The organism is uncultured Henriciella sp. (assembly GCF_964005855.1).
GTDB lineage: Bacteria > Pseudomonadota > Alphaproteobacteria > Caulobacterales > Hyphomonadaceae > Henriciella.
Genome location: NZ_CAXFSW010000001.1, coordinates 605,819 through 630,902, shown reverse-complemented (window position 1 = coordinate 630,902; position 25,084 = coordinate 605,819). Strand labels below are relative to the sequence as shown.

Sequence of the window (25,084 nt, the reverse complement as noted above, 5' to 3'; positions counted from 1 at the left end):
TGCAGCCTGAAAGGTTTCACCATGCCCACCCGCATTTCCCGTACACTCCTCGCCGGCTGAGACGATGAGCGTGACCGGCACCAACGGCACCGAACTCACGGCGGAAGTTCTTGAAAGCTTTGACCATGGCTGGGCGATGACCTTCCTGCCGGATGGGCGCGCGCTGGTCAGCGAGCTGACGGGCAGCCTCTGGCTGCTGGACGAGGATGGCTCGAAGATCGCAGAGATCGCCAATGTGCCGGAAACGGAAATGCGCAATCAGGGCGGTCTGGGCGACATCATCATCCACCCGGACTTTGCCAATAACAACACCGTCTTCCTGTCCTATGTCGAGCGCGACGAGGCCGATGACACGCTGAGCGGCGCGGTCGTCGTCAAAGCGACGCTGGAGCTGACCGAAGACGGCGGCAGCCTGAGCGACGTGACCCGCATCTGGGAGCAGTCGCAAAAGCTCAAAGGTAATGGGCATTACAGCCACCGGCTGGCTGTCGCGCCGGATGGCAATCTCATCATCACATCGGGCGAGCGCCAGCATTTCAGCCCGGCGCAGAATATGGACATCAATCTCGGCAAGGTGATCCGTGTGACCACTGATGGCGAGCCGGTGGAAGACAATCCCTTCTATGGCAATGGCGGGATTGCGGACACGATCTGGTCGCTAGGCCATCGCAATATGCTGGGCGTGGCCTTTGACGGCGACGGTCAGCTCTGGGTGCATGAGATGGGACCGAAAGGCGGCGACGAACTCAACCGCATCGTTCGCGGCGAGAATTATGGCTATCCCATCGTGTCGAATGGCGAGCACTATAATGGCAAGCAGTTCTTCGGAAATCATGAGGATTTCCCGATCTATGAGAACCCGGCCATTTCCTGGACGCCGGTCATCAGCCCCGCCGGCCTTATCATCTATGATGGCGACACCTTCGGCGACTGGCAGGGCGATGCCTTTATCGGCGGGCTCTCTTCGCGCGCGCTGATCCGGGTGGAATTTGTCCAGACGCCGCTCGATAATCAGGGCTCAGGCGGCGAGTCGAGCACGATGGAAACCACCGCCAATGAGGCCGAGCGCTATGAGTGGGACAAGCGTATCCGCGAGGTCGAGCAAGGCCCGGACGGCGCCATCTATGTTATCGAGGACAAGGAAGGCGGACGTCTTCTGAGGCTGACGCCCGCAGCCGCAAGCGAATAGACCTGGGCCCCGAAAATTCGCGGGTCGAATGAGAGGCCGCCCGGTTCAGATGGACAGGGCGGCCTCTTCTGCTTTGTGGACGAAGTCCGCCGGGGGCCGCGCTTCCAGGCTCAGGGCGCTGCCATCAGGATGGGTGATATCGAGCCGGGCGGCATGCAGCATCAGCCGGTCTGCCGAGAGCTTTCCGGAACCGTAGATCCTGTCGCCCAGGATCGGACAGCCGAGGGCGGCCATATGGGCGCGGATCTGGTGCATGCGGCCGGTAACTGGTCGCGCCTCGACCAGGGCCGCGCCTTCGCCGCGCGAGAGGATACGCCACTGCGTCTCTGCGCTAAGCGCGCCCTTCTGGCCGGGGCTTGCCGGGATCATCTTTTCGCGCCCGCCGCAGTCTGAAGGCACTTTCAGAAGGGCTTCGGTACAGGCGCCTTCATCAGTGGTGGGCAGCTGGCCGGACACGAGAGCGAGGTAGGTCTTGCGGGCATGGCGGCCTGAAAACTGCGCCGAGAGATGGGCTGCGGCAGGCTTGGTGCGCGCAACGACAAGGACGCCGGACGTGCCGGAATCGATGCGGTGAACGAGGCGCGGGCGTTTGCCATTGGATTTTGCAAAGGCCCAGAGAAGGAAATCGAGCGACTTGCCGCGCCCGCCGGCAATCTGGACGGCGAGGCCCGGCGGCTTGTTGAAAGCGAGGACATCAGCATCCTCATGAATGAGCAGGCTGTGCACATAGGCGCGGTCTTCATCGGAGATATTCGGGATGGGCGTGTTTCTGGCCATGGCCCGCTCTTAGCGCGCCCGGCCCCGTCCGGGCAATTGACCTTCGGCGGCAAAGACGAAGGGCAAAAGAAAAGGGCGGCCCGAGAGCCGCCCTTCCCTGATTTCGTTTTCGGAGTTTCCGAAGGACCTAGAAGTCCACCGTGGCGCCGAAGAAGACGTAACGACCCATCGCGTCGTACACTTGCGGGTAGGTGTTACCGTTACCCGGTGCGGTACCGACGACCGACGACAGCGGCGGATCTTCGTCCGTGACGTTGTTGACGCCAGCGCGGACCGACATGTTGTCGAGCAGCTGATAGCGGCCGGCAAGGTCGAAGTAGCTCTGGCTGTCGAGCGTCCCGTTGATGCCCGAACCGTCGGTGCCATCAAGCGTGACTTCGTCGTAATAGCGCCAGGTACCGGTCAGCGAGTAGGCGTCGAGGCCCCAGGTCACGCTGGCCTTGTGGCGCCATTCCGGGTTTGCACCCGAACCGAAGTTGGACTGGCAACGGCCGCCGTAGAGACCGGCACAGTCGAACTTGCCGCCGACTTCAACGTCCGGAAGCGGTTGCACTTCCAGGCTTTCAAGCCAGGTGCCGACAAAGTCGAAGTTGAACATACCGACCGTACCAGCGTCGTAGACGTAGTTGGCCAGAAGATCGATACCGCTGGTGGAGATTTCACCGGTGTTGATGTTGGTCGCGGTGATGTAACCGGTCTGGTTGGCCCAGAGCGTACCACCGTTACCGCGGTTGACGAGCGAGCAGAAGAACTCGTCACCGGACAGGGCACACTGGTCGAGTGCGAGTTCCTGCGGCACCGTGTTGATGTAGTCCTCAACCGTGATGTCGAAGTAGTCGACAGACACCGTCAGGTTGTCGATGAAACGCGGGGTCGCAACGAAACCGTAGGTGAAGGTGTCAGAGGATTCCGGCTCAAGCGACGGGTTACCACCGGTCAGCGTGTTGAACTGACCAGCCGGGTTATCGATGATGTTGCCGTACTGAGCAGCGGTCACGCCGGTGTTGGCACACTGGGTTGCCGTGTACTCAGGATTGGAGCCGGCACAAGGATCGAACAGACCGTTGTCACCTGCCGTGAGATCGAACAGGCCGATGCTCTGCGCTGCGAAACGCTCGAAGACGTTCGCGGCACGAACGGCACGCTGGTAGGACCCGCGGAAGCGGATGTCCGTGGACGGCGCGTAGTCGATACCGATCTTGTAGGAGTCGGAGTCAACTTCGTCGTAGTAGGACTTACGATACGCAGCGTCGAAACCGAGGGTCTCGATGCCCGGACGACCCTGGATGAGCGGGACGTTGATCTCGCCGAAGAGGTCGACAACGTTTTGCGAACCGCTGATGCCCGTGGTCGGACCACCTTGACCAGCACCGTCGCCCGTCAGGAACGGAACGTCCGGATTGGAGTCGATGGTGTCGCGGCGGTACTCAGCACCGAAGGCCCAGCCTGGTGCGTCGGTAGCCATCGGGCTCTGGAGACCCCAGTCGCCGAAGGAACCGAACAGACGGCCGTTGATGACGGTCTGGGTGGTTTCACCGTCACGCAGCAGCGGGATGGTCACGTAATCGAAAGCACCATTGGTAACCGGCTGGCCGGAATAGATGTCCAGCGGGATACATGACGGATCGTCATTGGTCGGATCGTCGTCGACATTGACGTTACAGACCGTTTCGCCGGTGTCCGGATCGGTGACGGCATAGAGTGCCTTCTGGATACGGCTGATCGACAGGTCGTTATTGTAGACTTCCGAACGATGGACGTTGGCGAAGCTTGCCGACACGTCGTAGCCAACCGAGGTGCCCTCGAGATCGCCACGGACGCCAAGCACACCGCGCCACGTGGTGTGACGGATGTCATTGTTCCGCGGGCCGGCTTCGACAGCGCGGCGCAGCGAGAGAACGTTCGGCACGATGGCATCAGCAGCCAGGGCCTCACGGTCAGGCTCGCCGTCGAAAACCGGGTTGCCATCTTCGTCGGTATCAACCGCGCCGTCTGCGATCGCGCCGCAGAGGAAGTCGACCTGCTGAGCCGACAGGAACGGGTTGTCACAGTTGATGCCACCGGCATCGCCATTCACGCCCAGACCGAAGACGCCCGAAGGAGCGATCTGCGAGTTGGTGCGGTTGTCCATGAACATGAGCTCGGAATAAGCTTCGATGTTGTCCGCGATGTCATAGCGAGCGAACACGCCGAAGTTATAGCGCTCGTTCGGACGCTGGAAGTGGTTGAACGGGTTGAAGTTGAACGTGTCGGTTACGTTGTTCCGGTCGATGAACTCACCCGAGCCGTCCGGATTGACGCGTGCGGTGCCGTTCCCGTTCGGGAAGACATAGTCGCCATCAAGGTTCAGCAGGTTGGTGAATTCGTTCGTGGACGAACCCGAGCAGGTGAACTCAGAACCGCCATTACGGGTACCGAGGGCACACTGCGAGTAGTCGCGGTCGCCCTGCAGGACTTCGTTTGTGTTCTGGTAGCCGGCAAAGCCCATGATGTGGCCACGGCCATTGGCGATCTCGCCGCCGAACATGGCGGTGACGTCGACAGCTTCGCCATCAACGGTCGAGCCGCTCGGCACGCGGTACTGGCCCGGGTTCAGTGCGGAGAATTCTTCCAGAAGACCCTGCAGCTCACCATCATTGTCGTGCTGGTAGAAGCTGTAGTTGCCGTCGACGCGAACGCCTTCGAAGTCGTCGTTCAGAACGAAGTTGACGACGCCGGAAATAGCGTCCGAACCGTAGGTTGCCGAAGCACCGCCGGTCAGGATGTCAACGCGCTCAACGAGCTGCGACGGAATGAAGTTGATGTCAGCAGCCGGCGTGTTCAGCGAGCCGTAAGGCAGACGGCGGCCGTTGAGCAGGACCAGCGTACGCTCGGAACCAAGACCGCGAAGGTTGACCGAAGCGGTACCGGTTGCGCCGTTGGCGAGGTTCGAGCCCTGAGCGCCGAAAGCCTGCGGAAGCGTGTTGACGATGTCTTCAGCGCGGACGGCGCCGCGGATATCGAACTCTTCCGAGCCGATCTCAGAAACCGGGCTGGTTGCGACAAGGTTGCCGGACTGCGGGATGAGCGAGCCGGTAACGACGACAGTTTCCTGACGCGCTTCAGCATCAGCTGGCGCAGCTTCGACGCGCTCGACGTCATCCTGCGCGAACGCAGGTGCGGCGAACACCGTCATGGCCGCACCGGCGAAAACCGCAGATGTCAGCAGGTGTTTCTTGAGTGTAGTTCCGTTCACAGTTGAACCTCCAGATTAACTCTCATATGCCTGTGGCAATTGGCGACCGCCCCCTCTGAGAACGGTACTGCGACAACTGCTAGCGAAAGAGTTTTCGTCAGGTCAATCAAAAGTGACCGACCCGTCACAATTTTGGCCAAGCAGTGTTGCTTAAATGTCGTAAAGACCTGCTAGTAGGCTGCGCCGCTTTTCTTTGGCCTGTTCAGACCGAAAGTATGGAGACGAGCAGGATGATCGTCATCAGCGCCACAAGACAGATCGCCCAGAAAAGGACGAGCAGCAGCATGCGCAGGAAGCTGCTGAGATAGCCTGATCCATAGGCACCGCGCAGGCTGAACAGCACATAGACAGGAATGATCAGCATATACAGGCTGGCGAGCCAGCTGCCAGCCCATATCGAAAGCACGATGACGAGCGTCGTCGTCAGATACATCCAGCTGTGAAGATGCAGCGCGTGGATCGCGTGATCATAGATATAGATACGCCGGCGCCAGGCATAGATGAGGGAAAGGGCGAGAACCGTCATCGGCACCAGCAGAAGGCTCAACCGGGGCGCCCAGGACTGAAGCGCCATGAAAAAGAGACGGGGGTTGTCGATGACCCGGCCGATGGCTTCGTCGGCCTGCTTTCCAAGACCGGACTGGACAGCGACCTCGCCGTTCTCAGCAATGCCCGCAGTGGGCTCATCCCGCACCGGCTGCCCGACCTCCGACACACCGGCACCCGAGTTCTCGCGCGCGCGGACACTGCCGAGCAATTCCTGGAGATCTTCGTCCTCCACCGTCTCGTCGCCCGCAAAATACTCGATCAGGGCTGTGCGTTCCGCCGGGCTTAGCCCCCGGCCGCCAGACGTCTGAAACTCTGCATTATCAAGGAGTCCCGACGATCCAACAAAGGCGAAAAGCACAAAATAGAAGAGCAGACTGGACAGAAGGAAGAGGCGGAAGGGGGGCACATAGCGGGCGCGTTTGCCTTCGCTATAGTCCCGGCTGAGGCGACCGGGCCGGAACATGAGCAGGGGCAGCGTGCGCGCGATACGCCCGTCCAGCGCGAGGCTGTCGGAGACCGATTCGGCAACGAGGGCGTAGAAGGGACGGTGGAAGCTGGCGGCAAGCTGGCCGCAGCGCGGACAATGACGTTGCTCGACCAGTTCCCCGCAATTGCGGCAGGGCTGGCCCTTGAGGTCGGCATTGCCGCCCGGCGAAAGCGCGCCCACCGAAGCAAGCCCGGCCGCCTCCATTTCGTCGCTCATCTCGCCAGCCCCCTTCAGACCCGCCGCGTCCTATTCCTCGTCGGCCTCGGCGCCGGCGTCTGCCTCTACGGACGGCTCAAGACCCGGCCGGCACAGCCAGCGCGAAAGGTGATCGTTCTGGGCATTCTCGGCCCAGCCGGTCAGCTCCGGATCGACGAGATTCTTCGTCACCTGTATCCACATCGGCGTGATCGGGTAGTCCTCGAGCATCATCTTCTCGGCGCGGGCAAAGATTTCGGCCCGGGCATCAAGATCGCGGGTGCGGCTCGCCTCTTCCAGAAGCGCGTCATATTCCGGGTTGGAGTAGCGGCCATAGTTCTGCTGGCCGGTGTCCGATTCGAGCAGGTAGAGGAAGTTGACCGGGTCGTCGAAGTCCGCAACCCAGGCCCCGTCCGCGACCTCGAAATCGGACTGGCGCAGGCGCGCATAGAGCACCTTGGTGTCCTGGCGCAGGATCTGCGCATTCACCCAGGGCGCAATCTCGTTCCAGTTGGCCTGTGCCACGGGCGCCGCCTTGGGATTGTCGTCCGTGGAGCGGTGGATGAACTCAAAGCTCAGCGGATTGTCCGGCCCATATCCAGCCTCTTCCAGCAGGGCGCGCGCCTCTGCCAGACGCTCCTCACGCTGCATGCCGGCAAAGTCGACTTCCGGACGCTCGGTATTGTAATTGCTCATCTTTGGCGGAACGAAGGAATAGGCCGCGACGAAGCCGGGGGTCAGCACCCGGTCGACAATGAAGTCACGGTCGAGCGCGAGGGCGAGGGCCTTGCGGACCCGTACATCATCGAAGGGCGGCTGGCTGGAATTGAAGGTCCAGTAGGTGGTGATCAGGCCCGGCGTCGTGCGCACCCAGCCTGGAAATTTAGCCTCAAGCTCCTCGGTGCGTCCGCCATCGAACCCGTTATTGATGTCGAGTTCGCCCGATTCGATCCGGCGCTCGACGGCCGCGGCATCCTCGATCTCGAAATAGGCGACCCGGTCGAAGCAAAGCTCATCGGCTTCGTAATAAAGCGGGTTCTTCTCGGCGACGAGCTGATCCCCGGTGCGCCAGTAGGCGAGCTTGTAGGGGCCGTTCACCTCAATGTTCTCCGGCTGGATCCAGGCCTCGCCATACTGTTCGACAATATGTTTCGGGACCGGATAGGTGGTGTAGTGGGTCAACAGGCCTAGAAGGTAGGGAGCCGGCTCTTCCAGCGTGATCTCGAACGTATGGTCATCAATGGCGCGCACACCGAGCTCTTCCGGCGGCAGCTCACCGGCATTCACCTCAGCGGCGTTCTTCACAATGTAGAGAAGCGAGGAATATTGCGAGGCGATGGCCGGGTCCTGGATGCGGCGGAAGGCATAGACAAAGTCGTCTGCCGTCACGGGCTCACCATCGGACCACTGGGAATCGCGCAGTTTGAAGGTCCAGGTCAGGCCGTCCTCGCTGGTCTCCCAGCTGGTCGCGACCCCGGGGATAACTTCACGGTCCGGCGTAATGGTCATCAGGCCGACAATCATGTCGGAAATGACGATGTTTTCCCACTTGGCCGAGGAGCGGTGCGGGTCGAGCGTGTCGACCTTGGCGGAGATGCCGCGGCGCAGGACAGCGGCTTCCTCGCCATTTGCGTCATTGCCGCCGCCACCACCGCCGCACGCGGCGACAGCAAGAACAAGGCTGGCCGCACCGGCGGCGAGAAGAGTACGCTTGAATGATTTCATCGTCTGAATTCCATGACTTTCCATGATGTCGTGTCTCGCTTTAGTGTTCCAGACCCGTGCGGACTTGGAAAGAGAGCGCGGCATGTCTGAGCAGGAGATGAACAGGATGAAGCACGTATTGCCAGCAATGGCCATTTTCACCGCAATGGCAGCCCCTGCCCTGGCCCAGGCGCCGGACGAAGCGCCTGTCTCCACCGCGACCGTCTATGCCTGCGCGGACATCGAAAGCGATACCGACCGCCTCGCCTGCTATGACAGCGCCGTTGGCCGTCTGAAATCTGCTGAAGAGTCGGGCGACGCCGTTGTCGTGACCCGGAGAGAGGTCGAGGAAGTCAGGCGCGACTCCTTCGGCTTTTCCATTCCGAGCCTGCCGGGGCTTGCCTCTTCGGTCTTCGGCAAGGACGAAAAGATCGACGAGGTCACCTATCCAATCGCCTCGGTCCAATCGACTGCGCGCGGCAAGTTCTATGTCACGCTGGAAAACGGGCAGGTCTGGCAGCAGATCGACAACAAGTCGGTCTACTATTCCGCCAAGCGCGGCGTCGAAAACGCGACCATCAAGTCGGCAGCCCTTGGCAGCTATATGATGAAGTTTGACGACGGTGTCCTGTTCCGCGTCGAACGGGTAAAATAGACGCGCCCGCGACGGCCATCATTACAGCAAGAGAAAGCCCCCGCAGAGCGAGTCTGCGGGGGCTTTTTCATGATGTCTGAGGCTGGCTACTTATACTTCACCGAGCAGCCATAGGGTTTTGCCCATGTCGTCTGGACCGGCTCTCCGGCGGCCATCGCATCAAGCGCGGCGGTGACATAGTTCTCGGCCTCATCAATATCGGCGACCCGCGCTGACGGAATGGAATCGATGGCGCCCGCATAGGCGATGTCCCTGTCAGGCTCGATCACGAACATGTGCGGCGTGGTCTTGGCCTCATAGAGTTGGCCGATATCGCCTGAAGGATCGAGAATGACATGGGTCGGGCTTGCATCGCGCCCGGCATTGATCTCTTCCGCGCGCGGCCCGTCGACATGGCCCTGCTTGCCGGGCGCCGACGAAATGATCTGAAGCCAGACAATATCTTCCTCGCCCGCACGGGCCTGGAGCGACTGCATGTTCTTCGGCGGGTCGGAATAGTGTTTCTGCACGAAAGGACAGCCATCATTGGTCCATTCCAGAATGACCGTCTGGCCTTCGAAATCGGAGAGGGAAACGGTCTCTCCGCTTGTCGTGGTGCCGGTAAAGTCTGGCGCCTCCATTCCCGGTTCAGCCGCAGGCGAGGCGGAGGCCGAGAAAGCGATGAGCGCGCCGGCGCTCAGCGCGACAGCCGCGGCCATGCCGGAGGCCAGTCCCAGATTTCGGCGGGTGAGGGTCTGCATGACAAGGGTCCTTTCCGGGGGTGAGGGAGAGTCAGAAGGCGGCGAGTTTCTGTTTCATCATGGACGGGCTGAGCAGGGTCGGCAGGACTTCCGGCTCGCTTTCGCCCGGTCCATAGAGAAGATACATCGGCACGCCCGGACTTCCACGACGTTTAAGCTCATCGGAAATCTGCTCATCCGGACGGGTGAAATCGGCGATCAGGAAACTGACATTGGCATCGGCCATCGCCTCAAGCACCTCCGGCTTGGTGAGCGTGGTGCGCTTGTTGACCTGACATGTCGCACACCAGGAGGCGGTAAAGTCGACGAAGACCCCGCGCCCCTGTGACACGAGTTCGTCCACACGCTCTGGCGACCACGGCTCTGGCTGGAGGCTCGCATAGGAGGTCATCGTGCCTTCCTTGGGCGCATCCTGAAGACCGGCCGATACCGGCCAGACGATCCCGAGGACCGCCAGGACCGCACCGAGCGTCATGACGCCTGCACGAAGACGCCCGCCCGCGACGCTGAGCAGCCAGACCCCGAAAGCGAGGATCACGGCGCCGAACGCCGTTGCCCCTGCGGCCGGATGATTGCCGAGCACGGTCACAAGCCAGGCCGCCGTCAGGAACATCGGGAAAGCGAAGGCCTGTTTCAGCCGCTCCATCCACAAGCCGGGCTTGGGTAGCGCGCTGTGCAGGCCCGGCACGAAGCTGAGGACGAGGAAAGGCAGCGCAAGCCCGAAGCCGAGCGTCAGGAAGACCAGCATGACGATGGGCCAGGGCTCGTTCATGACGGCGCCAAGCGCGCCGACAAGAAAGGGGCCGACGCAAGGAGCGCCGACAACCGCCGCCAGCACGCCGGTAAAGAACGCGCCCGCACTGCCCTGCTTTGCGGCAAGACCAGAGCCGACATTCTGCATCGAGGTGCCGAGATTAAAGACGCCAAGCAGCCAGAGACCGATCAGCACCATGACCAGCGCGAGCGCGGCCACCACGGAAGGGTACTGAAGCTGGAAGCCGAGGCTGACGAATTGTCCGGCGGCGCGCAGGGCGATGAAGACGAGACCGGTCGCCGCAAAGCTCAACAGGACACCGGCGGTGTACCAAATGCCATGCTTGCGAAGCTCGCTGCGCTCCCCGCTCGCGGCGGCCTGCACCATGCCGATGGCCTTGATCGAAAGGACCGGCAGGACGCAGGGCATCAGGTTGAGGATGAGGCCGCCAAGCAGCGCCGAACCGATCAGGATAAAGAAATTGAGGCCCGGCCCGCCTGCTCCGCCACTGGCCGCATCGCCGCTTGCGCCAGCGCTGGCGCTGCCAGCGGAACTACTGACGCCGCTTGTGCCGGCAATCACGTCGCCGCGGCTGGCCGATATGCGGACGGCGACCGGGGGATCGCTGCCTGTCGCAACGCGGATCACGCCGGACAGGGCTTCAGGCGGCTCTCCGCGGCCGGGCGTCAGCTCCAGCGTCAGTCCATTCTCGCCGAAGGTCGCCGGCTGGTCGGCAGCATGGATGATATCATGTGTGTCGGGAAAGAAGCGGGCATTGCCGGAGAGGCCCGCCAGCTCTCCGCCAGCAGCTGACAAGACCCATGCCTCACCGTCTGGGGTCAGGCGTGTCTCGCCTTCGAAGAGCGGGGGCACCTGAGACAAGGCTTCTGCGATGCGTTCGGCGTTTTCGCGGTCCGGCTGCTGGCTCTCGCCAATCTCCAGCGCGGTCGACACGTCGACAGATTCGGGAATGCAGATGTCCTTGCAGATCAGGTAATCGATGGTGGCGCTGAGCCGGACCGGCCCGTCAGACGATTGCGGCATCTCCACTGGAAACGGCAACACGACCCGGTCGCTATAGCCGTAATCCATGATTTCGCCTTCAACGACGGGGATCAGCTCCGGCAGCGGCCAGTCGATCTCGCCAATAGCCCCTTCATCGACACCGATATCCTCATCCCAGAAAGCGGCCGGCGGGATGCCCGCATCGCCCGCATTCTTCCAGTAGATGTGCCACTCATCATCCATCTGGAAGCTGAGGCCGAACCACACGGTCTCACCGGGGGTCGCCACCTCGCGCTCAGAAATGAGATCGACACGGGCATGACCACCATCGACCGGCTGGGCGAAAGCACTGAACGCCGGCATGAGAGCCATGGCGGCGCTGAGAAGTCCTGCAGGAAATTTCATCATCTCGGCAAATTTAGCATTTTCTTCCAAGTGTGTAAGCCGCGAGCCCGTGAAACTGCATGAGACGTGGCGTCCCTCTCGCAATTGTGATCCGGCCAGCTCCCTCCAGTGGCGGCGCTAATACGAAAACGGCCAGATCCCCGATGCGAGGACCTGGCCGCTTCTTGAATGCGAATTCTCGCGAGGTGCGACTAGATCTGCAGGCTCGGGCCGTCCGAACCGCCTTGCGGCTGCTGGACCGCATCGGAGGATTGCTGGCGCATGGCGCGGTTGATGACGCGCGACCAGTTAAGCAGCGAGATCGAGTGCGCCGTGCAGGCGCCGAGCATGCCGTTGCGCTGCATTTCGCAGAGCTTCTCATCAGGCAGCTGTTTCACCTTCTCTTCGTCGATGGCCCAGTATTTGGCGAGAACCTGCGGCTCACCGACATTGTTGCCCTTCTGGTCGCGTGGCTGGAAGCTCGCCGTGCGTTCAGCGAAGAGGCCGAGCTTGTCGATGTCCTTGACGAATTCGGCTGTCTGACGGCGCTGGCGTTCAAATTCCTGGCAGAACTGCATGGCGTTCTGGGTGAAGTCGGACGGCTGGCCATTCTCGAAGAAGGGAATTTCCGGCTTGTTGGTGACCATCGGCGCATCGCGGTCGACGCAGAGCAGAAGACGGTCTTCCTTGGAATCATTTGCGAAGACGAAGGGATAACGGCGGGCAAAGGCCGGGACATAGAAGTCCGGATCGACGGTGCCATCTTTCTTGACGAAGAGATTCTCATCCTGACGCAGGCCCATGGCCCCGATCGGCATCTTGTCGGACCCGACAAAGATCACCGGATAGGAGGTCGCCGCCAGACCAAATTCCTGAACAGTCAGAGGCACAGCATGTGCCTTGCCAAGGAACGAGAATGGCTTTTCGATCTGCTTGAGGCCGAGACCGGCATGCTTCTCTGCCGAAAGCGGCTGCGGGTTGGAATAGAAAAGCACTTGCCCGCTCAGTTGAGAGGGCTGGGCCGACTGAGAATTTGCCACGGGAACACTCCATTGATTGACCGGCGCGGTTTACCGGATAAGCCAGAAGCTCACAACAGCCGAGCAGCTATTCGGCTGGGGGCCTATCCCCTGTCTTTTCCGAGCAGATTATCGCGCCTTATGACACTTCCCGAACCGCTTGCAAGACTGCGACCAATCCTGTGTCTGCTTGGCCTTGGACTGCTGGCTTCATGCGGGCCGGCCGTCAATGAGGACGGCATTGCCCGGCGCACCGTCCGCGACATCAACAGTGTGTTTGATGATACGGCACGCGCCGAACTTGCCCTCTCCCCGGAAACGGCGACGCGTCTCGGGCTTGAGGAAGACGCGCTGCGCCAGACATTCAACGATGTGCTGGATGACCGCTCGCAGGCCCGCTTCGAACGCACCCGCCTGTTGCGTATCGAACTTCTCAACCGGCTCTCCTCGACACCCGATATACCCCAGGACAGCCAGCTTGCCCGGCACCTTGAGATCGCGCGCGAGCAATATGAAGCCCTCACAGAGCTGGAGGCCTATGGCTTCGGACGTTATGGTCTGGGGGTCGCGCGCCCCTATGCCGTCGATCAGCTCAGCGGCGCATGGGTCGATGTGCCGGACCTGCTGATCTCAAGCCAGCCGCTGCGCTCCCACAAGGACGCCGAGGACTATCTCGACCGTCTCGCTGCCCTGCCCGACGCGATTGCGGACGAGAAACGCCGCCTTCTGTCGGATGCAGACAGCGGGATCCTGCCGCCACGGCGCGTGCTCGAAGCGCTTGAGCGGCAGTTGCGCACTTTCGTCAGCCAGCCGGTCCAGACACATCCGCTGATCCAGACGTTCGGGAATGTCGTGGGCGGGCTCGATCCGAGCAAAGGGCGGCCGGCCAATGAGTACCGTCAAGCGGCTGCTCGCCTGATGCTGGACGAGGTCATACCCGCTTATCTGGACTTTGCCGATACGGTCCATCGTCTGCAGCTGGGCGCCCCAGTCACGGCCGGCCTCTCGGCCTTGCCCGATGGGGAAGACTATTATCTTGACCTGCTCGCCTTCTATACACGCTCCGATATCGATCCCGATTTCCTGCATGAGGAAGGACTTCAGGCGGTTGCGCAGATCGAAGCGGAAATCGATGCGCAGTTCGAAGCCCTCGGCTTTTCAGGCGGCACCGTGGCCCAACGCCTGGCTTATCTGGCAGAGCTGCCCGAAGAGACGCCCGCGCTGACGGCCGAGACCCGGCCCGTCCTGCTCAAGCGGCTGCGCGCTCTCGTCGCCAAGGCGAATGACGCCCTGCCCGAAATCGTGAAAGACGCCCCGCAGGCCAGTCTTGTCGTGACGCGTATGCCGGCCTTTGAAGAGGCGACCTTTGCCGGAGCGTCCTATGTTGCGGCAACAGCAGACGGCTCCAGTCCGGGCCTCTTCCAGATCAATCTCGGCGATGATGAGACCTGGCCGGCTTTCACCCTGCCCACGCTGGTCTATCATGAAGGCGTGCCGGGCCATCACCTCGAAAGCACGATTACCGCCCAGCAGACGCGCAATCCGCTTTTGCGCCAGATGATCTGGGACGCCTCCTATGGGGAAGGCTGGGCGACCTATGCCGAAGACCTTGCCGACAGCGCCGGGCTTTATGGCGACGATCCGCTGGGCCGCATCGGCTATCTTCAGTCGATCCTTTTCCGGGCCGCCCGCCTCGTGGTCGATACCGGGCTTCACGCGCGTGGCTGGTCCTATGACCGCGCGGTGGACTATCTGGTCGAGACAACCGGCCAGCCCAGGCGCGCCATGGAGGAGGAAGTGCTGCGCTACATGGTCTGGCCGGGCCAGGCCGCGTCCTACTTTACGGGGCGCCGGCGCATTCTGGACATTCGCACACGGGCTGAAGCGATCCTTGGCGAGCGTTTTGACGAGGCGGCCTTCAATGCCGTCATCCTGGCTGGCGGCCCCCGTCCGCTTCATCTTGTCGAGGCCGATGTCGAGGCCTGGTATGGCGAGCTCCTGAGCGACTAGCCCTGCGCCGTTTTGTCTTAAAACCGACATAAGTCTTGCAAGCCCGGAACGTGTCGCCTAAATCGGCTTTTGCTCACCCTGCCTATAAGGGCGGGCAAGGCGTGATTTCCTTCCTTTCTTTCGCAGAAAGACTTGAAATCGCGCCTTTGGACACCCAAGTAATGCTCATATTGAGCAAAAGCGTGGAGGACACGATATGGCCAGACTGATCGATTCCGGACCGGGTTGCCCGACTCCGACGCCGCTTCGAGCGCAAAACGCTGCCGAAGCGCGTGGCCTGTCCTATACAGATGAGGTCAAAGCAGAGACCGAAGCGCTCTATCCGCTTGTGTCGGATTTCATCACGCCGATGGAGTGGCCGGCGATTGCGCCTCTGGTGGCTGAGATCAACCGCCTCAAAAAGGCGAAGAACGCGGTCATCCTTGCCCATAATTACATGACTCCGGACATCTTCCGTCTGGTTGGCGATTTTCGCGGCGACTCCCTGCAGCTCGCCCGCGAAGCGGCAAGTGTCGATGCCGATGTGATCGTCCAGGCAGGCGTGCACTTCATGGCCGAGACCTCCAAGATTCTCGCGCCTGAGAAGACCGTTCTCATTCCGAGCCTGGAGGCCGGCTGTTCGCTGGCGGCCTCCATCACTGGCCCGGATGTCCGCCTGATCAAGGAACGCTATCCCGACTATCCGATCGTCACCTATGTGAACACGACCGCCGACGTGAAGGCCGAGTGCCACATTACCTGTACAAGCTCCAACGCGGCGCAGGTTGTCGAGGCGATTGCGAAAGAGTGGAACACCGACACCGTCATCCTGGTGCCGGACCAGTATCTTGCGAAAAACGTCGCCGCCCAGACCGACATCCGCATCATCACATGGCCGGGCGCCTGCGAGGTGCATGAACTGTTCAGCGCAGACGATGTCAGCCAGCTGCGCGAAGCCCATCCGGGCGTCGTGATCCTGGCCCACCCCGAATGCCCGCCGGACGTCCTCGAGGCAGCCGACTTCGCCGGGTCCACTTCGGCGCTCGCGAGCTATGTCCAGGACAACAGCCCGAACAAGGTGGTCCTGCTGACAGAGTGCTCGATGAGCGACAATGTGGCAGCGGAGAATCCGGGCGTGGACTTTGTCCGGCCCTGCAATCTCTGCCCGCACATGAAGCGGATCACGCTGGAGAACATCCTCGACTGCCTGACCGAGATGAAACATGAGGTCGAAATCGACGAGGAGACCCGTGTGAAGGCCAAGGCGGCCATCGATGCCATGCTGGCCTTGCCGAAGACGGAAAAGCCGCTGGCCTTCGAAACCGGACTTGCCCCACGTGAAATCGAGGTGATTTCCGCATCCTGATGCTTGAAACTGGACGCCTGCCGGGCTTTGCTGTGGACAGGGTCAGATTCAGCCAGGGACATCGCATGCTGAGACGCGCCAGCCTCGCTCTCCTGACGGCCGCCCTTCTGGCCGTCACGCCTGCAATGGCGCAGGACGCTCCGGAGAGCGATCCCGGCGACATTCTTGGCAACTGGACGTTTCAGACCAAACCCTATCGCGATGGCGAATGCATCATGTCCGGCACGGCCCGCCTTACCCCCCATCCCGAAGAAGGGCTGTATAATTGCGAACTCACCGCCATTGAGGTCTGCTCGATGTGGGGGCGGTCCGTGGTTGTGCAGAGCTGCAAGGCGCGCCGGTTCGGCAATCAGGTCTCGATCCGGTCCGAAATCGAGCAGTTTCTGGAATCAAAGGCCGAAGGTCTGCTCTATGTGCCAGACAATTTTGCCCTGACCATCCAGAACGCGAAACGCATGTATGGATCACTCGTCTCGGCGGCGACTGCGCCGGTTGAATTCCGGCGGTCCGAAGAAGGTATTTCATGAGCGGGTTGCGCGTCTTCGTGGCTGCTGCGGCAGGACTTGCGCTCACCTCGGCGCCTGCATCGGCAAGGCAGGACGATGCAGCAGAGGCAGCAGAGGCAGCGCCAGATATCGCCGGCAACTGGATGTTCGAAGCCGACCTTCGCCAGGCCTGCAGCTTTGGCGGTCAGGCCCGGCTGATGCCCACCGACACGCCCGGCACCTATGATTGCGAGCTGACCGCAAGACAGCACTGCCCGACCATCGACACGACCTATGTCGTCGCCCAGAGCTGCACCGTCAGCGTCGAGGGCGAAGACATCATGGTCCGATCCCGTATAGAGACCTTCCTGGAAGGAGAGCCAACTGCCTTCTACACGCCGGACAGTTTCCAGCTTCGTCTCGACAGCCCCTCGCTCATGAGCGGGCTGCTGCTGGGCGCCGACATCTATGAAGCCGAATGGCGGCGCGCGGACGGGGCCATTTCATGAGCTGGGCGCGGACCTGAACCATGGCTTCACCGACCTCTCTGAAAGCCGGACCCCCGACCGGTGACCGCGATATTCTGATCGTGGGCGCCGGGCTGGCCGGCCTGTTCCTGGCCTTGAGGCTTGCCCCGCGCAAATGCACCGTCATCGCCCCGGCGCCGCTCGGCGAAGCAGCCTCTTCCGCCTGGGCGCAAGGCGGGCTGGCCGCCGCGCTGGATCCGCTCGACACCGCCGAGGCGCACGCAAAGGACACGGTGGTCGCAGGCGCTGGACTGGTGGATCCCGTCATTGCCCGCCTCATCGCGGAAGAAGGCCCCTCCCGCGTCCTTGACCTCATCGAACTGGGTGTCCCCTTCGACCGCACGCCGGAAGGCGCCTTGTCGCTGTCGCTCGAGGCGGCGCATTCTGTCCCGCGGGTCGCACGCGTCGCGGGCGATCTGGCCGGCAAGGCCATCATGGGCGCGCTGACCACAGCCGTACAGGCAAACCGCCATATTGAACTGGTTGAACCCTTCCGGGCCGTTGGCTTGCTGCAGGACGACAATGGCCGGGTGGCGGGCGTTGTCTCGCGCGACGAAAAAGGCCGTCTGCACCCGATGACGGCGCGCGAGACCATCTTCTGTACCGGCGGCTCTGGCGGACTTTTCCGGGTAACGACGAACCCGCCGCAATCGCGCGGCGATGCGCTTGCAATGGCCTGGTCGGCCGGCGCGCTGCTCGCCGATACCGAATTTGTCCAGTTCCATCCGACCGCCATGGATGTCGGCCTAGATCCTGCTCCGCTGGCGACAGAAGCCCTGCGGGGCGAAGGCGCGGTCCTGCGTGACAGGTCAGGTGAGCTTTTCATGGCGCGCTACCATGAAAAGGCCGAGCTTGCCCCGCGCGACGAGGTTGCCCGCGCCATCGACAGCGAGATCAAGGCCGGTCGGGGCGCCTTTCTGGACGCGACAGAAGCGGTTGGCAGCGAATTTCCCGCCCATTTCCCGACAGTGTTTGCCGCCTGCATGGCAGCGGGCATAGACCCGCGCACTGAACCCATCCCCGTCGCGCCGGCCGCGCACTATCATATGGGCGGTGTCGTGGCCGATACCTGGGGCCGCGCCACGCTGGACGGGCTGTCGGTTTGCGGCGAATGCGCCTCGACCGGGGCGCACGGGGCCAACCGGCTTGCCTCCAATTCGCTCCTGGAGGCGGTCGTTTTTTCTCACCGGATCGCTGAGCGCCTGAAGGAAGGTGAGCTTGGGCAGCCCGGCCCCTCCCAAGCGACTGTTCCCGAAGAGCTGAGCGATGACAGCCTGCTGGAGCTGCGCCGTGACATGGCCGACAATTGCGGCGTCGTGCGCAGCGGCGAGGGTCTGAAAGGGCTTCTCACCCGGCTGGACGCCCGTATCGAAAATGAAGGGCGCGCGCATGCGTTGATCGCCGCGCAGCTTATCGCCTCTGCCGCATTTGCCCGCGAGGAAAGCCGCGGCGGGCATTTCCGCACCGACTTTCCCGAGCGCCGCGATCCTGCGGAACGCTCATTCCTTAAAGCTGCCGGTTCGTCCGTCTTCAGGGAGCCTATCTGATGCCGCCGCCCCCGCCATTGCCCGACCTCATCCTCGACCCCATCGTCCGCCTGGCCCTGACCGAGGATCTTGGACGCGCAGGTGACCTGACCACCGATGCCACGATCGCACCGGGCACGCAGATGCGGGCCGAAATCCGGGCCCGAAAGGCAGGCATCCTCGCCGGGATGGACGCGGCGGCCTATGCGCTGAAACTGGTCGACCCGGCTGTTGAGCTGGACGTGCATATCAATGATGGCGGCAAGCTGGCGCCGGGCGCGGCAATTGCGGCCCTGTCCGGGCCGGCCCGCTCTATCCTGACGGCAGAGCGGACCATGCTGAACTTCCTCGGCCGGCTGTCGGGCATCGCCACGCTGACCGGGGAATTTGTGGAAAAGGTCTCCGGCACGGACGCCACCATTGTCTGCACGCGAAAAACCACGCCGGGCCACCGCGCGGTGGAAAAGCGCGCCGTCCGCTGCGGCGGCGGCACCTCGCACCGCTATGGCCTCGATGACGCGATCCTGATCAAGGACAATCATATCGCCGCCTGCGGTTCTATTTCAGAAGCGCTGAAACGTGCGCACGCCTATGCCGGCCATCTTCGCATGATCGAGATCGAGGTCGATACGCTGGAGCAGCTTGAAGAGGCCCTGCCCCACAAGCCGCATGCCGTTCTCCTGGACAATATGGATACCGGCACGCTGAAAAAGGCCGTCGCCATGATCGATGGCACCTGCAAGGCCGAAGCATCCGGCGGCGTGAACCTCGAGACCGTCGCCGGGATCGCCGCCACGGGTGTCGACTATATCTCTGTCGGCGCGCTCACTCACTCTGCGTCAAACCTTGACGTCGGCCTCGACGTGGCCTGAGTTACACGCTTCGAACGTCGGCCTGAATTTATAAGAGCCTGCACCCCGGGGAGGAGCGTTCCATGAGCAAGTCGATAGGCCGCAAAAGTATTTTCGTAACCGGGGCCGCATCTGGAATCGGCAAGGCAACGGCGAAGCTATTCGCTGACCGCAGCTGGTTTGTCGGCCTTTACGACATTGACGAGACGGGCCTCAAAACCCTTGTTCAGGAAATCGGCGAAGAAAACTGTGTCTGGAAAAAGCTGGATGTGCGGTCCCGCGAAGACTGGGCCGCCGGTATGGAGCATTTTTCTGAAGCCACAGGCGGCAAGCTGGACGTACTGTTCAACAATGCCGGCATTGCCCGTCATGGCTGGTTCGAAGCTATCTCTGGCGAAGACAATGACCTGATGGTCGATATTAACGTTAAAGGCGTGCTGAATGGCGTTGGTGCGGCGCTGCCCCTTCTTCGCAACACGACAGGCGCCCGCATCGTAAACACGGCATCGGCGGCAGGCGTCGTCGGCGGACCGCAAATGGCTGTGTATTCAGCAACGAAGTTCGCCGTTCGCGGCCTGACGGAAGCGCTGGATGTCGAGTTTTCAAACATGGGCATTCGCGTGACAAGCCTGATGCCATGGCTGATCGATACGCCGATCCTCGACATGTTCTCTGGCGACCGGACCAACGCCAAAGTAAGCGATGAGCTACGCGACCAGGGCCAGGACGTCTATCCGGTCGAGCTTGCCGCAGAGCGCGCCTGGGATGCCGCCCATGGCGAAGAAGTTCACTATATGGCCGGTAAGCGCGCCCAGCAGGCAAAGTTTGCCCAGCGCTTCATCCCGGGCCGGCTGCGCCGTCAGCTTATCAAGAGTTTGCCGCCGCGCGCCTGATACCTGCCTTACCGGCAGATCAGTCCTTCACGCGAGCGATGGCAAGGCCATCATGGCCCTTGATGCCGACCTGCTGGAGCACGATGGCTTCAAGATCCGCATCGCTTGCGAGCGCCTGATTGAAGGCTGCCGCACCAATCGCATTCGGATCGACTTTGGACGGGTCCAGCACGGCGCCCTCGCGCACAACATTGTCTGCAACGATGAGCCCGCCCGGACGCAACAGGCGTTTGGCCTGTTTCAGATAAGCCGGATAGCCGTCCTTGTTGGCGTCGAGAAAGACAAGATCGAAGCTCGGCTCCAGCGCCCGCATTTCATCGAGCGCCTTGCCCTCAATTACCTCGCAGCGAGCCTGCAGCCCAGCATCCTTGATCGTCTCGCGGGCGATGGCGGCGTGGTCAGGCTCCAGCTCGATCGTCAGGAGTTCGCCATCCTCAGGAAGTGCGCGCCCCAGCCAGACGGTCGAATAGCCGCCCAGCGTCCCGACCTCCAGCACACGCCGCGCGCCGATCATCTTAGCCAGAAGATAGATCAGCTTGCCCTGTCCGGGAGAGACCTGGATTTCCGGCAGACCGGCGCGACGGGCGCGCTCCACGGCGCGATTGAGCACCGCGTCATCTGCGGCAAACAGGCTGTTGATATAGGTATCTACAGCCTCGAAAAGCTGGGTCTCGGACATGCAGGGGCCTTTCTTCGCTTTGAAGGGAAGCTTAAGGCGCCGGGCTTAGCACATTTAGTGACTTCGCGTTGAGATCCTGTGTGCTGTCCGCCTCCAGGGTCATGATCGAGGCATCGCCGACCTCTTCCTGCGAATTCTCGCTGGCGATGCGGGCCCGTTCGGCCGCTTTCGCGCTCGCCCACTCGGCGCCGCGCGGGAAGCGGTAGAAGATATGTGTCCCGATGCGCGATGTCTGGATCAGCCCGGCATTCCAGACCGGATTGACATAAGTCGCGTGATAGTGGGTCGCTCCGCCCGTGCGCGGTTCATCAAGGTTCAGGAAGACGTGCGCAGCGACAGATTTCGCCGCTTCCCAACGCGATCCCCGCGGGCTACGCGCCATGGCGCCGTCGCAGGTGAAGGTAAACTGGCAGCCTGTGGTGCGCGTGGCGCCCTGATAGACCACGCCGCAGGCCGAATTCGGATAGCGATGATCGCGCACGCGGTTCATGATGACTTCTGCGACAGCGATCTGCCCTTCGGCCGATTCAGAACGGGCCTCGTAATAGACCGCCTCGGCGAGGCATTTCATCTGGCCGCTCATATCCTCGGCACGCTTCAGGTGCGAGGGATCAAAACTCTTCATCCCGGCCAGCACGGCGGCATCACGCTCCAGACCGCCATAGCGGGTCAGCGCGGACTCCGGGTCGCGCTCGAGCGAGTATTCAACATTGCGCAGCCATTCATGCTGCATGACGGCTGGCGCGGACGGGTCACGGCGAACGGCTTCGCCGCCATCCTGTGCCTCTGCGAAACGCAGGGTCTGCTCGCGGAAGTCGGCTTCTTCCTCTTTCTGCGTATTGGCGGAGGAGATTGCAGGCAGCGCGAAGGTCAGCCCCATGGCGCAGGCGGTCACAAGGGCCGCGCGCGAGACTGCGGAACGCTGTTCGGAATCGCTTTTGGCCAGCCACCAGCGGCGCACACGATTGCGAAGCGATGTGTTCGCAATGAAGTGCGAACTTTGTCTTCTGGTCTTGAGTGACATTACTGTCCCCTGTTCAACCCGGCTCAATTTATACAGGCCGCAAGATTCAGGCTTAATTGTGCCTTTTGCGACCGGCATCAGTGCCCATCAACTCCGGCACCGATATTGGACGACGGGCGGCTATATCAACGATTAGCTGTCACACAAGACTTACATTTCCGTTAGAGGCGGAACCAATCTGCCGCCGCTTTGTTGAGATACGTTGGCCAACGGATCGGAAAACGGCGTGATTTCAGCCGTTTCCGAGCGCCGTTCAGGAATATCTCGTATTTGCCGGGAAAATACACTGTTGCTGGGAAAACACAGTTCCTCGCACACGCTTTGCGTGTGCACCTTCCCTGCTTACGCACCCGATTCGGGTCAGGCCTGCTCTTTTCCAAGGGCCGCATGCGCTGCTGCCAGCCGCGCAATTGGCACGCGGTAAGGCGAACAGGACACATAATCGAGCCCGATTGAATCGCAGAACATGACCGAAGCGGGATCGCCGCCATGCTCGCCGCAGATGCCGAGCTTGATGTCAGGCCGGGTCTTGCGTCCGCGCTCCGTGGCGATCTGGACAAGTTCACCGACACCGGTCTGGTCCAGCGTGACGAATGGATCCTTCTCATAGATGCCCTGCTCCTCATAGGCCTTGAGGAAGCGCGTTGCATCATCACGGGAGATGCCCAGGGTCGTCTGCGTCAGGTCATTCGTCCCGAAAGAGAAGAAGGCCGCCGATTCCGCGATCTTGCCGGCCTGCAGCGCAGCGCGCGGCAACTCGATCATCGTGCCCACGAGGTATTCAAGCTCTACGCCCGTCTCCTTGAAGACTGCCTGCGCCTCGGCGTCGACCTTGGCCTTCAGGATGTCGAGCTCTTTCTTTGTGGCAACCAGCGGGATCATGATCTCGGGCACCGGTTTGTAGCCGCTTTCCTTGGAAACCTCGACTGCGGCCTCGAAAATCGCGCGCGCCTGCATCTCATAGATCTCAGGATAGGTGATCCCGAGACGGCAGCCGCGATGGCCGAGCATCGGATTGCTCTCATGCAGCTCATCGGCCTGGCGCTTCAGCGTCTCGACACTGACACCGGCAGATTTGGCAACTTCGGCCATTTCCTCTTCCGAATGCGGCAGGAATTCGTGCAGCGGCGGGTCCAGCAGGCGGATCGTGCAGGGCCGGTCCTCCATGATGCGGAAAATCTCGGCAAAGTCGCCGCGCTGCATGGGCAGAAGTTTCGCAAGCGCCGCCTCACGGCCCTTCTTGTTTTCCGCCAGGATCATGGACCGGACGACCGGGATACGCTCGGCATCGAAGAACATGTGCTCTGTGCGGCAGAGTCCAATGCCTTCCGCGCCAAACTTCTTCGCCGTTTCGACATCTGCCGGGGTCTCGGCATTTGTGCGCACCTTGAGGCGGCGCGCGCGGTCTGCCCATTCCATCAGCTTGCCGAAGTCGCCGGACAGGTCCGGCTGGACCATGTCGATGGCGCCGGCGAGAACTTCGCCCTCTGCGCCATCAATGGTGACGACATCGCCTTTCTTGAACTCACGACCGCCTGAACGGAAGACGCCCTTGGCCGCGTCGATCTGCAGCCCGCCTGCCCCGCAGACGCAGGGACGGCCCATGCCACGGGCGACCACGGCGGCGTGCGAGGTCATGCCGCCGCGCGCGGTCACGATGGCGCGGGCCGCGTGCATACCGTGAATGTCTTCCGGTGAGGTCTCGACCCGCATCAGGATGACGTCTTCACCCTTCTCGGCGAGTTCGGCAGCCTCATCGGAATCGAAGACAACCTTGCCGACAGCCGCGCCGGGGCTGGCTGGCAGACCTTTGACGATCACGTCGCGCTTGGCGTCCGGCGCGATGGTCGGGTGAAGCAGCTGGTCGAGCTGGCCCGGCATAAGGCGCAGGACCGCTTCTTCCTCATTGATCAGCTTTTCCTCGGCCATGTCGACGGCGATCTTGAGCGCCGCGGCAGCGGTCCGCTTACCATTGCGGGTCTGCAGCATGTAGAGCTTGTTGTCCTCGACCGTGAACTCAATGTCCTGCATGTCACGGTAATGCGCTTCCAGCGTATCGGCGACCTCCACCAGCTCCTCATAGACTTTCGGCATCGCCTCTTCGAGCGGGGCCTCGTCAGAGCCGAGCGCGTCAGCGCGTGAGCGGGAAATCGGCGCCGGCGTGCGAATGCCAGCCACCACGTCCTCGCCCTGCGCATTGATCAGGAACTCACCATAGAAGGTCTTCTCGCCGGTCGACGGGTCGCGGGTAAAGGCAACGCCGGTCGCCGAGGTGTCGCCCATATTGCCGAACACCATGGACTGCACGTTTACGGCCGTGCCCCATTCGGCCGGGATGTCATTGAGCTTGCGATAGAGGATCGCGCGGTCATTCATCCAGGAGCCGAACACCGCCGTGATCGCGCCCCAGAGCTGTTCGCGCGGATCGTCCGGGAAAGGCTTGCCGAGCTGCTTCTTCACCGCCGCCTTGTACTGGACGATGATCTCTTTCCAGTCATCGGCCGACAGGTCGGTGTCGAGATTGTAGTCGTAGCGCTCTTTATAGTCGTCCAGGATGTGCTCGAACGTGTCATGCTTCAGGCCGAGCACGACATTGCAGTACATCTGGATGAAGCGGCGATAGCTGTCATAGGCAAAGCGCTCACCGGCTTTCTTGGCGAGGCCCTGAACGGTGACCTCGGAGAGGCCGAGATTGAGGACCGTATCCATCATGCCGGGCATGGAGGCGCGGGCGCCTGAGCGCACAGAGACCAGAAGCGGATTGTCCGCATCGCCAAAGACCTTGCCGGTCTCTTTCTCGACCTTGTCGAGGGCGGCATTCACTTCTGCCTCAAGCCCCTCTGGATAGGTCTCGCCATTGTCATAATAGGCGGTGCACACAGCCGTCGTGATCGTGAAGCCGGGGGGAACCGGAAGGCCAAGCGTTGCCATCTCGGCAAGGTTGGCCCCCTTGCCGCCGAGAAGGTTCTTCATCCTGGTATTGCCGTCGGCTGAACCTCCACCGAAGGAATAGACCCATTTTTCCTTCGACTGCTGAGCGGTGTCACCCAT

At 61.9% G+C, this 25,084-nt stretch carries 19 protein-coding genes; 9 read left to right on the top strand and 10 right to left on the bottom strand.

Annotation, left to right across the window (positions count from 1 at the left end; translation table 11 throughout):
* Nucleotides 1-64: 64 nt before the first annotated feature.
* Nucleotides 65-1,189, top strand: a complete 1,125-nt coding sequence (locus tag ABNU55_RS03000) for a PQQ-dependent sugar dehydrogenase (RefSeq protein WP_348764216.1) — start codon at nt 65-67, stop codon at nt 1,187-1,189.
* A gap of 45 nt (nt 1,190-1,234) precedes the next feature.
* Here ABNU55_RS03000 and ABNU55_RS02995 read toward each other — a convergent pair whose 3' ends face one another.
* From ABNU55_RS02995 to ABNU55_RS02980, 4 genes are all read right to left on the bottom strand, one after another.
* A complete protein-coding gene (locus ABNU55_RS02995) occupies nt 1,235-1,966 on the bottom strand; it encodes an RluA family pseudouridine synthase (protein WP_290751694.1) in 732 nt (243 codons plus the stop codon).
* A gap of 127 nt (nt 1,967-2,093) precedes the next feature.
* A complete protein-coding gene (locus ABNU55_RS02990; RefSeq protein ID WP_290751696.1) occupies nt 2,094-5,201 on the bottom strand; it encodes a TonB-dependent receptor in 3,108 nt (1,035 codons plus the stop codon).
* Nucleotides 5,202-5,403: 202 nt separating this feature from the next.
* Nucleotides 5,404-6,453, bottom strand: a complete 1,050-nt coding sequence (locus ABNU55_RS02985) for a DUF3667 domain-containing protein (protein ID WP_290751699.1) — start codon at nt 6,451-6,453, stop codon at nt 5,404-5,406.
* Between the two features lie 30 nt (nt 6,454-6,483).
* On the bottom strand, nt 6,484-8,157 hold the full coding sequence (locus ABNU55_RS02980; protein WP_290751701.1) for a peptide ABC transporter substrate-binding protein: 1,674 nt from the start codon (nt 8,155-8,157) through the stop codon (nt 6,484-6,486).
* An 82-nt stretch (nt 8,158-8,239) separates the two neighbouring features.
* On the opposite strand from ABNU55_RS02980, the gene ABNU55_RS02975 reads away from it, so the two are divergent.
* The gene (locus tag ABNU55_RS02975) at nt 8,240-8,791 is read left to right on the top strand and encodes a hypothetical protein (RefSeq protein WP_290751704.1); all 552 of its coding nucleotides are present in this window, start codon (nt 8,240-8,242) and stop codon (nt 8,789-8,791) included.
* 86 nt (nt 8,792-8,877) lie between these two features.
* Here ABNU55_RS02975 and ABNU55_RS02970 read toward each other — a convergent pair whose 3' ends face one another.
* The 3 genes from ABNU55_RS02970 to ABNU55_RS02960 all read right to left on the bottom strand — a co-directional run bounded on the left by ABNU55_RS02970 (nt 8,878) and on the right by ABNU55_RS02960 (nt 12,714).
* On the bottom strand, nt 8,878-9,531 hold the full coding sequence (locus tag ABNU55_RS02970) for a redoxin domain-containing protein (protein ID WP_290751707.1): 654 nt from the start codon (nt 9,529-9,531) through the stop codon (nt 8,878-8,880).
* Between the two features lie 31 nt (nt 9,532-9,562).
* The gene (locus ABNU55_RS02965) at nt 9,563-11,698 is read right to left on the bottom strand and encodes a thioredoxin family protein (RefSeq protein WP_290760427.1); all 2,136 of its coding nucleotides are present in this window, start codon (nt 11,696-11,698) and stop codon (nt 9,563-9,565) included.
* A 188-nt stretch (nt 11,699-11,886) separates the two neighbouring features.
* Complete coding sequence (locus tag ABNU55_RS02960; RefSeq protein ID WP_290751711.1) at nt 11,887-12,714, bottom strand: SapC family protein; 828 nt, start codon at nt 12,712-12,714, stop codon at nt 11,887-11,889.
* A 120-nt stretch (nt 12,715-12,834) separates the two neighbouring features.
* Between ABNU55_RS02960 and ABNU55_RS02955 the strand changes: the two genes are divergently transcribed.
* The 7 genes from ABNU55_RS02955 to ABNU55_RS02925 all read left to right on the top strand — a co-directional run bounded on the left by ABNU55_RS02955 (nt 12,835) and on the right by ABNU55_RS02925 (nt 20,330).
* Nucleotides 12,835-14,703, top strand: a complete 1,869-nt coding sequence (locus tag ABNU55_RS02955; protein ID WP_290751712.1) for a DUF885 domain-containing protein — start codon at nt 12,835-12,837, stop codon at nt 14,701-14,703.
* Nucleotides 14,704-14,899: 196 nt separating this feature from the next.
* Nucleotides 14,900-16,048, top strand: coding sequence for a quinolinate synthase NadA (gene nadA / locus ABNU55_RS02950; RefSeq protein WP_290751714.1), 1,149 nt, complete (start codon nt 14,900-14,902; stop codon nt 16,046-16,048).
* Between the two features lie 65 nt (nt 16,049-16,113).
* Nucleotides 16,114-16,575: a hypothetical protein gene (locus ABNU55_RS02945; protein WP_290751716.1), complete on the top strand. Its 462-nt coding sequence runs from the start codon at nt 16,114-16,116 to the stop codon at nt 16,573-16,575.
* The gene (locus tag ABNU55_RS02940) at nt 16,572-17,042 is read left to right on the top strand and encodes a hypothetical protein (RefSeq protein WP_290751719.1); all 471 of its coding nucleotides are present in this window, start codon (nt 16,572-16,574) and stop codon (nt 17,040-17,042) included. The genes ABNU55_RS02945 and ABNU55_RS02940 overlap by 4 nt, the downstream gene beginning before the upstream one ends.
* A 20-nt stretch (nt 17,043-17,062) precedes the next feature.
* On the top strand, nt 17,063-18,607 hold the full coding sequence (locus ABNU55_RS02935) for an L-aspartate oxidase (RefSeq protein ID WP_290751722.1): 1,545 nt from the start codon (nt 17,063-17,065) through the stop codon (nt 18,605-18,607).
* On the top strand, nt 18,607-19,458 hold the full coding sequence (gene nadC, locus ABNU55_RS02930) for a carboxylating nicotinate-nucleotide diphosphorylase (RefSeq protein ID WP_290751724.1): 852 nt from the start codon (nt 18,607-18,609) through the stop codon (nt 19,456-19,458). Before ABNU55_RS02935 ends, nadC begins: the two co-directional genes overlap by 1 nt.
* A 62-nt stretch (nt 19,459-19,520) precedes the next feature.
* Nucleotides 19,521-20,330 (top strand): SDR family oxidoreductase, encoded by an 810-nt coding sequence (locus ABNU55_RS02925; protein ID WP_290751726.1) that lies wholly within the window; start codon nt 19,521-19,523, stop codon nt 20,328-20,330.
* A gap of 19 nt (nt 20,331-20,349) precedes the next feature.
* Here the strand turns inward: ABNU55_RS02925 and ABNU55_RS02920 are convergent, their stop codons facing one another.
* The 3 genes from ABNU55_RS02920 to ppdK all read right to left on the bottom strand — a co-directional run bounded on the left by ABNU55_RS02920 (nt 20,350) and on the right by ppdK (nt 25,084).
* Nucleotides 20,350-21,009, bottom strand: coding sequence for an O-methyltransferase (locus ABNU55_RS02920; RefSeq protein WP_290751729.1), 660 nt, complete (start codon nt 21,007-21,009; stop codon nt 20,350-20,352).
* 31 nt (nt 21,010-21,040) lie between these two features.
* Nucleotides 21,041-22,033, bottom strand: coding sequence for a cell wall hydrolase (locus ABNU55_RS02915; RefSeq protein WP_290751731.1), 993 nt, complete (start codon nt 22,031-22,033; stop codon nt 21,041-21,043).
* 360 nt (nt 22,034-22,393) lie between these two features.
* Nucleotides 22,394-25,084: a pyruvate, phosphate dikinase gene (gene ppdK, locus ABNU55_RS02910; RefSeq protein ID WP_290750133.1), complete on the bottom strand. Its 2,691-nt coding sequence runs from the start codon at nt 25,082-25,084 to the stop codon at nt 22,394-22,396.

Coding starts and splice junctions, on each gene's coding strand:
- ABNU55_RS03000 (WP_348764216.1), top strand. CDS start 65: ATGAGCGTGACCGGCACCAACGGCACCGAACTCACGGCGGAAGTTCTT.
- ABNU55_RS02995 (WP_290751694.1), bottom strand. CDS start 1,966: ATGGCCAGAAACACGCCCATCCCGAATATCTCCGATGAAGACCGCGCC.
- ABNU55_RS02985 (WP_290751699.1), bottom strand. CDS start 6,453: ATGAGCGACGAAATGGAGGCGGCCGGGCTTGCTTCGGTGGGCGCGCTT.
- ABNU55_RS02980 (WP_290751701.1), bottom strand. CDS start 8,157: ATGAAATCATTCAAGCGTACTCTTCTCGCCGCCGGTGCGGCCAGCCTT.
- ABNU55_RS02975 (WP_290751704.1), top strand. CDS start 8,240: ATGTCTGAGCAGGAGATGAACAGGATGAAGCACGTATTGCCAGCAATG.
- ABNU55_RS02970 (WP_290751707.1), bottom strand. CDS start 9,531: ATGCAGACCCTCACCCGCCGAAATCTGGGACTGGCCTCCGGCATGGCC.
- ABNU55_RS02965 (WP_290760427.1), bottom strand. CDS start 11,698: ATGATGAAATTTCCTGCAGGACTTCTCAGCGCCGCCATGGCTCTCATG.
- ABNU55_RS02955 (WP_290751712.1), top strand. CDS start 12,835: ATGACACTTCCCGAACCGCTTGCAAGACTGCGACCAATCCTGTGTCTG.
- nadA (WP_290751714.1), top strand. CDS start 14,900: ATGGCCAGACTGATCGATTCCGGACCGGGTTGCCCGACTCCGACGCCG.
- ABNU55_RS02945 (WP_290751716.1), top strand. CDS start 16,114: ATGCTGAGACGCGCCAGCCTCGCTCTCCTGACGGCCGCCCTTCTGGCC.
- ABNU55_RS02940 (WP_290751719.1), top strand. CDS start 16,572: ATGAGCGGGTTGCGCGTCTTCGTGGCTGCTGCGGCAGGACTTGCGCTC.
- ABNU55_RS02935 (WP_290751722.1), top strand. CDS start 17,063: ATGGCTTCACCGACCTCTCTGAAAGCCGGACCCCCGACCGGTGACCGC.
- nadC (WP_290751724.1), top strand. CDS start 18,607: ATGCCGCCGCCCCCGCCATTGCCCGACCTCATCCTCGACCCCATCGTC.
- ABNU55_RS02925 (WP_290751726.1), top strand. CDS start 19,521: ATGAGCAAGTCGATAGGCCGCAAAAGTATTTTCGTAACCGGGGCCGCA.
- ABNU55_RS02920 (WP_290751729.1), bottom strand. CDS start 21,009: ATGTCCGAGACCCAGCTTTTCGAGGCTGTAGATACCTATATCAACAGC.
- ABNU55_RS02915 (WP_290751731.1), bottom strand. CDS start 22,033: ATGTCACTCAAGACCAGAAGACAAAGTTCGCACTTCATTGCGAACACA.
- ppdK (WP_290750133.1), bottom strand. CDS start 25,084: ATGGGTGACACCGCTCAGCAGTCGAAGGAAAAATGGGTCTATTCCTTC.